Annotated in this window: 10 protein-coding genes and 1 pseudogene; 10 read left to right on the top strand and 1 reads right to left on the bottom strand. The window is 33.1% G+C overall.

Features of this window, described 5'->3' with window-relative positions:
- The first annotated feature begins 746 nt into the window (after positions 1 to 746).
- The 3 genes from pncA to AABL85_RS15300 all read left to right on the top strand — a co-directional run bounded on the left by pncA (position 747) and on the right by AABL85_RS15300 (position 2,574).
- Entirely contained in the window at positions 747 to 1,358 is a 612-nt protein-coding gene (pncA, locus tag AABL85_RS15290; RefSeq protein ID WP_341310716.1) for a bifunctional nicotinamidase/pyrazinamidase, read from the top strand.
- Between the two features lie 3 nt (positions 1,359 to 1,361).
- The gene (locus AABL85_RS15295; protein WP_286386130.1) at positions 1,362 to 1,904 is read left to right on the top strand and encodes a hypothetical protein; all 543 of its coding nucleotides are present in this window, start codon (positions 1,362 to 1,364) and stop codon (positions 1,902 to 1,904) included.
- An 88-nt stretch (positions 1,905 to 1,992) separates the two neighbouring features.
- Positions 1,993 to 2,574, top strand: a complete 582-nt coding sequence (locus AABL85_RS15300) for a hypothetical protein (RefSeq protein ID WP_286386131.1) — start codon at positions 1,993 to 1,995, stop codon at positions 2,572 to 2,574.
- A 64-nt stretch (positions 2,575 to 2,638) separates the two neighbouring features.
- On the opposite strand, the gene AABL85_RS15305 is transcribed toward AABL85_RS15300, so the two are convergent.
- A complete protein-coding gene (locus AABL85_RS15305) occupies positions 2,639 to 3,406 on the bottom strand; it encodes a lysophospholipid acyltransferase family protein (RefSeq protein WP_286386132.1) in 768 nt (255 codons plus the stop codon).
- 387 nt (positions 3,407 to 3,793) lie between these two features.
- Between AABL85_RS15305 and aroB the strand changes: the two genes are divergently transcribed.
- The 7 genes and pseudogenes from aroB (at position 3,794) to AABL85_RS15340 (ending at position 12,331) form a co-directional block, all read left to right on the top strand.
- Entirely contained in the window at positions 3,794 to 4,861 is a 1,068-nt protein-coding gene (aroB, locus tag AABL85_RS15310; RefSeq protein ID WP_341310717.1) for a 3-dehydroquinate synthase, read from the top strand.
- 376 nt (positions 4,862 to 5,237) lie between these two features.
- Positions 5,238 to 6,635, top strand: a complete 1,398-nt coding sequence (locus tag AABL85_RS15315; RefSeq protein ID WP_286386135.1) for an arginine decarboxylase — start codon at positions 5,238 to 5,240, stop codon at positions 6,633 to 6,635.
- Positions 6,636 to 6,672: 37 nt separating this feature from the next.
- The gene (locus AABL85_RS15320; protein ID WP_155091505.1) at positions 6,673 to 7,647 is read left to right on the top strand and encodes a deoxyhypusine synthase family protein; all 975 of its coding nucleotides are present in this window, start codon (positions 6,673 to 6,675) and stop codon (positions 7,645 to 7,647) included.
- A gap of 94 nt (positions 7,648 to 7,741) precedes the next feature.
- A pseudogene (locus AABL85_RS15325) lies at positions 7,742 to 8,035 on the top strand (hypothetical protein); the annotation flags it as partial.
- Between the two features lie 140 nt (positions 8,036 to 8,175).
- Complete coding sequence (ychF, locus tag AABL85_RS15330) at positions 8,176 to 9,270, top strand: redox-regulated ATPase YchF (protein WP_341310718.1); 1,095 nt, start codon at positions 8,176 to 8,178, stop codon at positions 9,268 to 9,270.
- Between the two features lie 213 nt (positions 9,271 to 9,483).
- Positions 9,484 to 10,404 (top strand): YihY/virulence factor BrkB family protein, encoded by a 921-nt coding sequence (locus AABL85_RS15335; RefSeq protein ID WP_286386137.1) that lies wholly within the window; start codon positions 9,484 to 9,486, stop codon positions 10,402 to 10,404.
- 76 nt (positions 10,405 to 10,480) lie between these two features.
- Complete coding sequence (locus tag AABL85_RS15340) at positions 10,481 to 12,331, top strand: DNA topoisomerase IV subunit B (RefSeq protein ID WP_286386138.1); 1,851 nt, start codon at positions 10,481 to 10,483, stop codon at positions 12,329 to 12,331.
- Position 12,332 lies beyond the last annotated feature (1 nt).

Raw genomic sequence — 12,332 nt, forward strand, 5'->3', positions numbered from 1 at the left:
AGCGTCGGATTGTGGTTCCGAAGGTCGTGGGTTCGAGACCCATTAGTCACCCTAAAGCAAAAGGCATTCAGATCACTGAATGCCTTTTTTAGTATTTTGATATTCTTAAAGTCATTTTCACCTAGATTACTGATATACATATAAACAAAAGGGAATTATACAAAATAGGCCTTAATTAGCGCGTAAAGCACACTATAGTGTGGTTATAAAACTAATAATAGGAGAGAAAAACTAACCATGTTTTATAGTATATGGCTAATGCAAAAACTAGTTTTAGAATATTTAAAAAACAGAAGCCTAAATACATTTTCTTCGGGAATTTATTGGGCAGTCTTTGGATGTTCTTCGGAAAACTAGCTCTCCTTCCGAACAAATACTGAACTCTTCCGAAGGGCTTCCGAAGAAACGGGTATGCTTAAAACTATTGTGTGCTGATTTTCAGTTATTTAAAATTTTAAGAGTGGAAATAAATGGACTTTTTTGGAAATATTTGGAAGTATTCGGAAAAGAATGGAAAAAATTGGAAATAAGTGGAAGTAAGTAAGGTTAATATTTTTTAATCTCTATAGATTTGTATTCTCCTAAAGGGACTTACAAGAAGTAGTGATATAAATAAAGAAAATCAAAGGCATCCTGTGAATAGTATCTTTAAAGTAACTGCAGAATACAATTTAATGCTCCTTTAGATTTTTAGTATTTTTGTTTTATAAACAAAGAACACGGCTTATAAATATATTCAAAATAAGATGAAAGCATTACTCATAGTAGATTTACAATATGATTTCTTACCTGGAGGTAACCTAGCAGTTGCTCAAGGAGATGAAATTATTCCAGTGATTAATAAAATACAAAAAGACTTTGACCTCGTTATAGCAACACAAGATTGGCATCCTGCTAATCATAAGAGTTTTGCTAGTCAACACCCAGATAGCAATACATTTGATTTAATTAACCTTAATGGCATACCACAGGTACTTTGGCCTGATCACTGTATACAAGGGACTAGAGGAGCGGAGTTCACAGCGGAATGGGATAGCACTAAAGTAGCGGCTGTTTTTAGAAAAGGAATGAATGTAGAAGTTGATTCTTATAGCGGTTTTTACGACAACGATCACCAGCATAGTACAGGCCTTTTAGGTTTTTTAAATGACAAGAGCGTTACAGAGTTATACGTTTGTGGATTAGCCGCTGAGTTTTGTGTTTATTTTAGTGCTAAGGATGCACAAGAAGCTGGAATCAAGACATTCTTTTTGAATTTTGCAACTAAGCCTATTACGGAAGAAGGTTTAATAAAAGCACAAAGAAAAATGGCAACTCTAGGTATTACTATTCTAAATCATCAAGAAGAGCTAAATTAAACAATGAAGAAATACAGTAGATATAATTTTTTTAAGCATACTTATTGTGAATGGCAAGAAATACCAATGTCATTTATTGAAGGGAGAAAACCTGATTATAAAAGTAAGACAGGAAGTATGTATTACTATGATGATAAAGGTGTGGCAAGATATGCAAACCACTGGGGAAGAGCAGCTAACTGTAGGTGGAAGATCACTTCAGATGAATACAAGAATAGTGTATATACACTGGCTTATGCTACTTGGGATAGCTTCTTTCCAAACAATGAACAAGAGCCTTTATATGCAATAATACTAGATATTGAAAAAAAATATGTGACTTTTAGACACAAAGGTTGTCTTAATGATACAAGCCATGTGTTGAGAAGTGCTTCCGAGACTGCAAAGAGAATAACTAAGGTCAAAGAAATTCTAGAAACAGATGGATGGTACAAATACCTAGACTTTATTGATATTGAGGAAGCTAGAACATTTTTACTTGATAGATTAATCAATTCTAACAACGATTTTCTAAAATTAAAGCAAGAATTGTTTAAAAAACGATAATTAATATGTTTATTTTAATTAATTTAGCTCTCGTTAAACAAATAACATTAGTCTAGTACAATAAATTAAAAACAAAACAGTAAAAATTATGAAAAAGATTACTTTATTGGCAGCATTATTAGTGGCTGGAATTACAACTGCTAACGCTCAAATGAACATTGAAACTCCAAAATTATCTGAAAAAGTAGGTACTACGCCTATTAAAAAAGGAAACTGGATGGTAGGAGCTACCGTAGGTAATATTGGATATGATTTCGAAGGTGAAAGTTTTAGTTTTGAAGTGAAACCTACAGCAGCGTACTTTATTTCTGATGGATTTGCAGTAGGAGCTGAAATCGGTGGTGGTCTTAAGACTATCAAAGATGGTAAGAATAAATGGAGCTATGTAGTTATGCCTTATGCACGTTACTACTTCCCTGAAGGTGCTAGTGCTACTGGAAGATTCTTCGGACAAGGAGGTATCGGTATTAAAGGAACTGAACAAGATGGAAAAAACGAAAACTCATTTGCATTTGACATCAAAGGAGGTTATTCTCACTTCGTATCTCGTCACGTTGCTTTAGAAGTAACTGCTGGATATAGCTATAGTAAAGCTAACATTTCTGGAGGAGAGAAATTCTCTGGTTTAGGAGTTGGATTAGGATTTCAAATTTTCTTAGGAAAAAACTAATCATTTAAGATGATTAAAATGAATAAAGAAAGCCAGAGCTATAGCTCTGGCTTTCTTATATATATCACTTCCATCGCTTATGAGACCATAACCATAGAGATGGATTCTTTTGAATACTTCTTTCTAAATGCTTAATAAAAGAAAGAGAAATAAATCCTTGCTCTGTTTTTATAGCTTCTGTACAAATCGTTTTTAAAGAAAGTTGCCATTTTTTCTTGCCAAAAGGAGTTATTTCTCCATATAATACATGAGCATTAAGTTTTTTGGCTATTTGTTCTGCTCCTGTATAGATGTGTGTCTGTTGGTTTAAGAATAAGAGCTCTATGCCTGTATTTTTACCAGGATACTGATCTGCAATAAATACAGTCATATTAAGGACATCTTTTTCTTTAAGCAATATACGTAGGGCGTGCTGTGATGGGATAAGGCGAATGCCGTGCTTCTGTCTCTTATTTATTATTCTTTGATTCCAAAACCTATTCTTTAATGGCTTAAACAATGCTTGTATTTGTATATCTGTAGAAAGAGGGAGTTGTTTAATTAATTCCCAGTTGCCGTAATGACCTAGTATTAATATCATATTGCGATTCTCTTTTTTCCTTTCTTCTAAGTATTCTTTGGTTCCTTGTGTGAGATATAATAATTGTTTTTTAGCAAAAAGTGTTTCTACTATTATACGTCCAAGATGTCTATAAAAGTGCTTATGGTAGTCGGTAATCTCTTGATAAGAAGCTTTAGGAAAAGATCTGGCTATATTCTGAAGAGAGACACTGAATCTGTAATGAAATACCTTACTCAATAAAAATCCAATAGAATTATAAATATACTGCATGACTGTTTTTTAAAAAATGCAAATATAACAGCCCTCCACTGACCTATTAAAAAGTCTTTGACCACTGGTGATACTGATGTGATTAATGGTTGTTATTCGCTTGCTGTCCTTACTTAAATCTGACATAAGTGACAGGTATATAAACGAAAAGAAATTAGATAAAACAGGACTGAACTAGAGTGGTTCTGTAATATTTGGTTAATGCTGATTCTGGATTAAACAGCAAAAAAATAAATACATACTTTAAATTAACTCTAAACATGTTTCTTATTTTTTTAATTAAAAGGATGTTTTAAAATTTGATTAGTAGTAATTCGTTAAAAAAGTTTTTTAGCACGCATATTTCAAATATTTATACTTTATTTTGTATAGCATAAATAATATAAAATGGAAAACATAATAACAGAGCATTACGATATTCTATTCGGACAAGAAGCATACGAACATTTAGGTTCATATTTAAACAATAATGGTTATAGCAAGCTTTTTATCTTGACAGATTCTAATTGTTATGAGCACTGTTTACCTTACTTTTTAAGCAACTTGCCTACAGATGTACCTTTCGAAATTATAGAAGTAGAAGCTGGTGAAGAGCACAAAGTCTTAGATACCTGTGCAGGAGTGATCCAGACGATGCTAGAGCTAGGAGGAGATCGCAAGAGTATAATCATCACTGTAGGAGGTGGGGTGATTACAGATATGGGAGGTTTTATCGCTTCTATATTTATGCGTGGAATAGACTTTATAAATATTCCTACTTCATTGCTAGCTATGGTAGATGCTTCTGTAGGAGGGAAGACAGGAGTAGACTTAAACGGTATCAAGAATTGTATAGGAGCTTTTGCTATGCCTAAAATGCTAATTATTGATGTAAATTACTTAGAGACTTTAGAGGCAAGACAAATTAAAGCAGGATATGCAGAAATGTTAAAACACGGCTTGATATTTGATGAAAATTACTATACTTATTTGAAAGATATTGCTAATGTTGATTTTAATGACTTAGAAGCATTAGTCCATCATTCAATATCAATAAAAAATGAAGTCGTTACTCAAGATCCTAAGGAACACGGTCTGCGCAAGATATTAAACTTCGGGCATACGGTAGGGCATGCAGTAGAGAGTTACTTTTTAACCGATGAGCAAAAAGAAACTATGCTACACGGAGAAGCTGTTGCTTTAGGTATGGTGGCAGAGGCTTATATTGCTAAAGAATTAGGGTATTTAACTGCGGAAGAATATTTAGATATAAAAGAAACAATTCACACTATATATGGAGTAGTTCCTATGTCAAAAGAAGACATAGAAAATTCCTTAGAATGGTTGAAGTTTGATAAAAAGAACTATGGTGGTAATATACGTTGTGTATTATTAGACAAAATAGGCTCTGCTATCTACGATATAGAGGTTAGCAAAGAGCTGGTAGTAAAAGGATTATATGCATATTTGAATTAAGGGGTAAAAACAAATAGTTTTTAGTTTTTCATTCCAATATTTTGTTACATTTGCGGTCGTGAAAATAGATGTTTTATATATTAAATTCAGTGTGTCTGCAAGGCACAAAGTAAGGCGTTTTGTCAAGAGACAGAAGGCTAATTATGTATATGGCATTATCAAGTATTCTAAGGAGGCTCTTAATTCGTTTAGATTCAGAGATAAGTTGCCAATAGTATTTGCTAATATAAGGGTTTGAAAACTAGATTAAGTTAGGTGTCGGATTGCAGTATAAGTAATAACTATTTAGTATCTTTATGCAAAGCAAGATTTGTTTACTGTGCAATCAGAGTTAATTGAGAAAGATTTTTTTTAACCTTTATTAAAAAGATAAAAGATGAACACAAAATACGTTGACTTAATCAACCAAACTTTTTACTTCCCACAAGAAGAATTCAAATTAAACAAAGATAACTTACAATTTCACAATATTGACTTAATGGGCCTTGTTGAAAAATACGGTACTCCATTAAAGTTCACTTATTTGCCTAAAATTTCAGAAAACATTAGCAATGTGAAGACTATCTTCAGAAAAGCAATGGAGAAGAATAAGTATAAGGCAAATTACTATTACTGCTACTGCACTAAGAGTTCTCACTTCTCTTATGTGTTAAACGAAGCTTTTAAAAATGATATTCACGTAGAGACATCATCTGCGTTCGACGTTAATATCGTAGAGAACTTACTAGAGACAGGTAAGATCAATAAAGATACATTCGTATTGTGCAACGGATTTAAACGTGCGCAGTACATCGACAATATCGCTAACCTTATCAATAATAAACATGAGAATACTATTCCTATTATTGATAACTATGAAGAGTTAGATCTATTACAAGAGCAAATAAACAAGAAGTTTAAAATCGGTATCCGTATTGCTTCTGAAGAATCTCCTAAGTTCGAATTTTATACTTCTCGTTTAGGAATTGGATATAAGAGTATCTTACCTTTCTACAGAAAACAAATTGCTGAGAATCCAAAGGTAGAGCTTAAAATGCTTCACTTCTTTATCAATACGGGTATTAGAGATACGGCGTACTACTGGAACGAATTAGTGAAATGTTTAAAAGTATACATTACTTTAAAGAAAGAATGCCCTACACTAGATAGCTTGAATATCGGAGGAGGATTCCCTATTAAAGATTCTTTAGCATTCGAATTTGATTACCAGTATATGGTAGATGAGATCATCAATCAAATTAAGATTGTATGTGATGAGGCAGAAGTACCTGTACCGAACATCTTTACAGAGTTTGGTTCATACACAGTAGGTGAAAGTGGAGGAGCAATCTATGAGATCTTATACCAAAAACAACAAAATGACAGAGAGAAGTGGAATATGATTGATTCGTCATTCATCACTACTTTACCTGATTCATGGGCGATTAACAAGCGTTTTATCATGTTGCCAATCAACAGATGGAATGATACTTATGAGCGTATTTTGTTGGGTGGATTGACTTGTGATAGCGATGACTACTATAATTCTGAGCAAAACTTAAATGCAATCTATTTGCCTAAATACAATAAAGAAAAACCATTGTATATAGGATTCTTTAATACAGGTGCATATCAAGATCAAATTGGAGGATTTGGTGGTATTCACCATTGTTTAATTCCACAACCAAAACACATCTTAATCGACAAAGATGAAAATGGAATTATCGCAACAGAGTTGTTCTCCGAACAACAAACTGCAGAACAAGTATTAGATATCTTAGGGTATAACAAATAAGAAATAAAAGAAATATTAATATAAAAGAATAAATAAAATGAGTAAAGGACCAATTAGTCAGTTTATTGAGCATAACTATAGACACTTTAACGCTGCTGCGTTAGTGGATGCTGCAAAAGGATATGAAGCACACTTAAACGCTGGAGGTAAAATGTTAATCTCTATGGGTGGTGCGATGAGTACTGCTGAGTTAGGAATTTCTTTAGCAGAAATGATTCGTCAAGATAAAGTACATATCATTTCTTGTACAGGAGCTAACTTAGAAGAGGACGTGATGAACTTGGTTGCTCACTCTCACTACAAAAGAGTTCCAAACTACAGAGATTTGACTCCAGAGCAAGAGAGAGAGTTATTAGACAATCACTATAACCGTGTGACTGACACGTGTATCCCTGAAGAAGAGGCATTCCGTCGTTTACAAAAACACTTAGAAGACGTATGGCATGCAGCTGAAGCTGAAGGAAAACGTTATTTCCCACACGAATATTTATACCAATTAGTAAACTCTGGTGTATTAGAGCAATACTATGAGATTGATCCTAAACACTCTTGGATTATCGCTGCGGCTGAGAAAAATATTCCAATCGTATGTCCAGGATGGGAAGATTCTACATGTGGTAACATCTTTACATCTAATGTAATCAAAGGAAAACTAAATGTACACACTGTAAAAACAGGTATTGAGTACATGATTTATTTAACAGAGTGGTATAGAGCTAACTCAGGAGGGCACGGAGTAGGATTCTTCCAAATCGGAGGAGGTATCTCTGGAGATTTCCCTATCTGTGTAGTTCCAATGATGTATCAAGATTTAGAGTGGGAAGATGTACCTTTCTGGTCATACTTCTGCCAAATCTCTGATTCTACTACATCTTACGGATCATATTCAGGAGCAGTTCCTAACGAAAAAATTACATGGGGTAAATTAGATATCGACACACCTAAATTCATCGTGGAGTCAGATGCTACTATCGTTGCGCCATTAATTTTTGCATATATTCTTGGTAATTAATTTTTAATTTTTCGCAGTAAATAAATGTGATATTTTATTTGTAGTTTACAATTTAGCTATTACATTTGAAACTGAAATAAAGCAAGAACAAAGAATGAAAAGAGTAATTGTTGATTACGCAAAGTTAACGAACGAAATTTTGACATTATTGGTTGAAAAATTTCCTGACGGGTATGATGATGCAGACATTATACGTTTTAAAAACGTAAAGAACGAAACTGTAGAAGCAGTGGAAGTTAGAACTGAGGATACTATATACCTGGTAAAAGTAAGTACTAAGTTAGCAGATAGAATTGAAAACTTCGATGAGGATGAAGAGGATTTCGTAGAAGCTCCAGAAGATTCATTAGATGCATTAAAAGACTTGGAAATTGCTGACGATGAAGATTAACAAAATAATCTAAATATAGAAAAGCCACTCATCTCGAGTGGCTTTTTTATTTAGGTAATATTATATTAAGACTATGAACTTCTATAATTTTCAATATATTTGCAAACGATTAAAAATTCACAATATATTTTAAAAATATGAAAGCAGGTATAGTAGGATTGCCAAATGTAGGTAAATCAACATTATTCAATTGTTTATCTAATGCAAAGGCACAGAGTGCTAACTTCCCATTTTGTACAATAGAACCGAATATTGGGGTTGTGAATGTACCAGATCCACGTCTATTAAAACTAGAAGAGCTAGTAGTACCTGAGCGTGTATTGCCTGCTACTGTAGAGATAGTAGATATTGCTGGATTAGTAAAAGGAGCAAGTAAAGGAGAAGGTTTAGGAAACCAATTCTTAGGAAATATTAGAGAGTGTAATGCTATTATCCACGTATTGCGCTGCTTTGACAATGATAATATTATTCACGTTGATGGGAATGTAAACCCAATCAGAGATAAAGAGACTATCGATATCGAATTGCAGTTAAAAGACCTTGAAACTGTAGAAAAGAGATTAGAGAAAGTTAAGAAAGCAGCTAAGACAGGAAATAAAGAAGCACAAGTAGAGGCTGATCTGTTAGAGCGCATCAGAGTGACTTTATTAGAAGGTAAATCTGCTCGTGTAGTAGAAGCTAAAAACCAAGATGAAGAGGCATTAATAGAAGACTTCCAATTAATTACTACTAAGCCTGTATTATACGTATGTAACGTAGATGAAGGAGCTGCTGTAAACGGGAATGATTATGTAGTAAAGGTAAAAGAACTAGTGAAAGATGAGAATGCAGAAGTGATCGTATTAGCAGTAGGAACTGAAGCAGATATCATGGAATTAGAGACTTTTGAAGAAAGACAAATGTTCTTAGAAGATTTAGGATTAGATGAGCCAGGAGTATCTAAATTGATTCGTTCTGCTTATAAACTATTAAATCTTCAAACTTACTTTACGGCTGGTGTAAAAGAGGTTAGAGCTTGGACTATTAAGGTAGGAGATACTGCACCACAGGCTGCAGGAGTTATCCACAGTGACTTCGAAAAAGGATTTATTCGTGCAGAGGTAATCGGTTATGATGACTATGTGACTTATGGTTCAGAAGCTAAAGTAAAAGAAGCTGGGAAACTAAGAGTAGAAGGAAAAGAATACATTGTTAAGGATGGAGATGTAATGCACTTCCGTTTTAACGTTTAAATAATTGAGAAAGAGAAGCCAAGTGCTTCTCTTTTTTTTGCTATTATTTTTAGTAAAAGTAAATTAGGAATTGTTAAAATTTTATAGAATTTTGTAATAGTAATTAGACTATTAGTCTTGTTATTGTATTTAGTCTAAAAATCAATGTTTTAGAGTTTAAATAGTTTTAATGTATAAATTTTAATATCTTAATTTATTAATAATAGTCTAACTATGCAGAGTAGTGGTTTTAAAAAAGTAATAGTATTGTTTAAACAATCCGTATTTGACTTTCTAGATGATAATGCGATGAAGTTTAGTGCAGCATTATCCTATTATACGATTTTTGCTTTACCTCCTTTAATGCTATTAATTATTTCTGCAAGTGGTTTTATTTTTGAGGAACAAGAAGTAGCTAATTTCTTTTATGACCAATTAAGAGATTTGGTAGGTCCTAATACAACAGCTGAAATACAAAATGCAATGAGTAATGTTCAGTTAAATCGAAAAAGTGGTTATATAACTACTATTATAGGTGTAGGGATACTTTTATTTAGTGCTTCAGGGGTTTTTGCAGAGATACAGAGTTCTATTAATTATATATGGGGGTTAGCGGCCAAACCAGATAAAAGTATTGCTAGATTGGTTAAAAACAGGTTGCTTTCTTTTGCTATGATAGGATCAGTTGGATTTGTCTTATTAGTAAGTCTAATGATTAATTCAATTGTAAGCCTTCTATATAGTTATTTGGGTAGTTTTTTTGGAGAAGAAACATTGAGTTTAGTAAAGTTATTAAACAATTTAGTTGTCTTTTTAATCATAACGATCCTATTTGTACTTATCTTCATGACTTTACCTAATGGTAAATTAAGATGGAAAGATGCCTTCATAGGGGCAGGTTTTACAGCTGTTCTATTTATGTTTGGAAAGTTTGGGATAGGTTGGTATTTAGGTAATACAGCTTCTTCTTCACTTTATGGAGCAGCTGGTTCTGTGACAGTTATGTTGATTTGGGTGTACTATTCGGCTATGATCTTATATTTTGGTGCAGAGTTTACAAAAAATTATGCTATATTATATGGCAGAAGAATAGTACCAGGGCCTTATTCTATTGAGATTGAGAAGAATGTTATCAAAAAGTCATCAGAGGATTAAATCCTAAAAAACTGTTATTTCACAATTTTTATTTTAAGCTAATTAGTAGTAAATTAGCGCAAATTCCTACGTTTTTATGCAAGATCAAAATCAATATACCGAAGATAATATTCGTTCGTTAGACTGGAAGGAACATATTCGTATGCGTCCTGGTATGTATATCGGAAAATTAGGAGATGGTTCTTCTCCTGATGATGGTATCTACATTCTAATTAAAGAGGTTATAGATAATAGTATAGATGAATTCGTTATGGGGACAGGTAAAACTATTGAGGTTACTCTCAAAGATAAACTTGTCACTGTACGTGATTATGGTCGTGGTATTCCTTTAGGTAAAGTCGTAGATGTAGTATCTAAGATGAATACTGGAGGAAAATATGACTCTAAAGCATTTAAGAAATCGGTAGGTCTAAATGGTGTGGGTACTAAGGCAGTAAATGCTTTATCTAACTACTTCCGTGTAGAGTCTGTACGTGATGGTCAGCTTAAAGGAGCTGAATTCTCTGCTGGGGATTTAGTCAATGAGGAGGAATTAGTAGAAACTACTAGACGAAAAGGAACTAAAGTATCTTTCGTAGCGGATGAGGCAATCTTTAAGAACTATAAATACCGTAAAGAGTATATAGAGCGTATGCTAAAGAACTACTGTTATCTTAATAAAGGATTGACAGTGATGTTTAATGGTGAAAAATTCTTCTCTGAAAATGGGCTTAAAGATTTGCTTTTAGAGAATATTACTGAAGAAGATCAAGTATATCCAATTATTCATTTATCAGGTGATGATATCGAGGTAGCATTAACGCACAGTAAAAGCCAATACTCTGAGGAATATTACTCTTTCGTAAACGGACAGAATACTACTCAAGGAGGAACACACTTAGCTGCATTTAGAGAAGCTGTGGTAAGAACACTTAAAGAGTTCTATAATAAAAACTTCGACGCTTCTGATATTAGAAAGTCTATTGTAGCTGCTGTTGCTGTAAAGGTAGAAGAGCCTGTATTTGAATCTCAAACCAAAACTAAACTAGGGTCTACTGATATGGGACCAGATCTGCCTACAGTGCGTACTTTTGTCAATGATTTTGTGAAGACACAGTTAGATAACTATTTACACAAAAACCCTGATATAGCTGAAGCTTTATTAAAGAAAATACTTCAAGCTGAAAAAGAACGCAAAGAGTTATCTGGTATCAGAAAGATAGCTAAAGACCGCGCTAAAAAAGCTAGTCTACACAATAGAAAATTAAGAGATTGTAGAGTTCACTTAACAGATATAAAGAATCCACTGTATTTAGACAGTACTTTGTTTATTACAGAGGGAGATTCTGCTTCGGGCTCGATTACAAAATCAAGAAATGTTAATACACAAGCTGTATTTAGTTTAAGAGGTAAGCCTCTAAACTCTTATGGAATGACGAAGAAAATCGTGTATGAAAATGAAGAGTTTAACTTGCTACAAGCAGCATTAGATATAGAAGATGACTTTGAGAACTTAAGGTATAACAATATTGTTATTGCTACTGATGCCGATGTGGATGGTATGCATATTCGATTGTTATTAATTACTTTCTTTTTACAGTTTTTCCCAGAATTAATCAAAGAAGGGCATTTATACATCTTACAAACACCATTGTTTAGGGTGAGAAATAAGAAAGAAACGATTTACTGCTACAGTGAAGAGGAACGTATAAACGCTATTGAGAAATTAAAACCTAAGCCGGAGATCACTCGATTCAAAGGATTAGGAGAGATTTCTCCTGATGAGTTTCAGTATTTTATAGGGGAAGATATAAGATTAGATCCTGTAATGTTAGATAAGTCAATATCTATCGATAAAATGTTAGAGTTCTATATGGGTAAAAATACACCAGATAGACAAGAATTTATCATAGATAATCTTAAAGTAGAACTTGATGTTGTAGAATAAT

Origin of the sequence: Myroides odoratimimus, assembly GCF_038039805.1 — a bacterium.
GTDB lineage: Bacteria > Bacteroidota > Bacteroidia > Flavobacteriales > Flavobacteriaceae > Flavobacterium > Flavobacterium odoratimimum_B.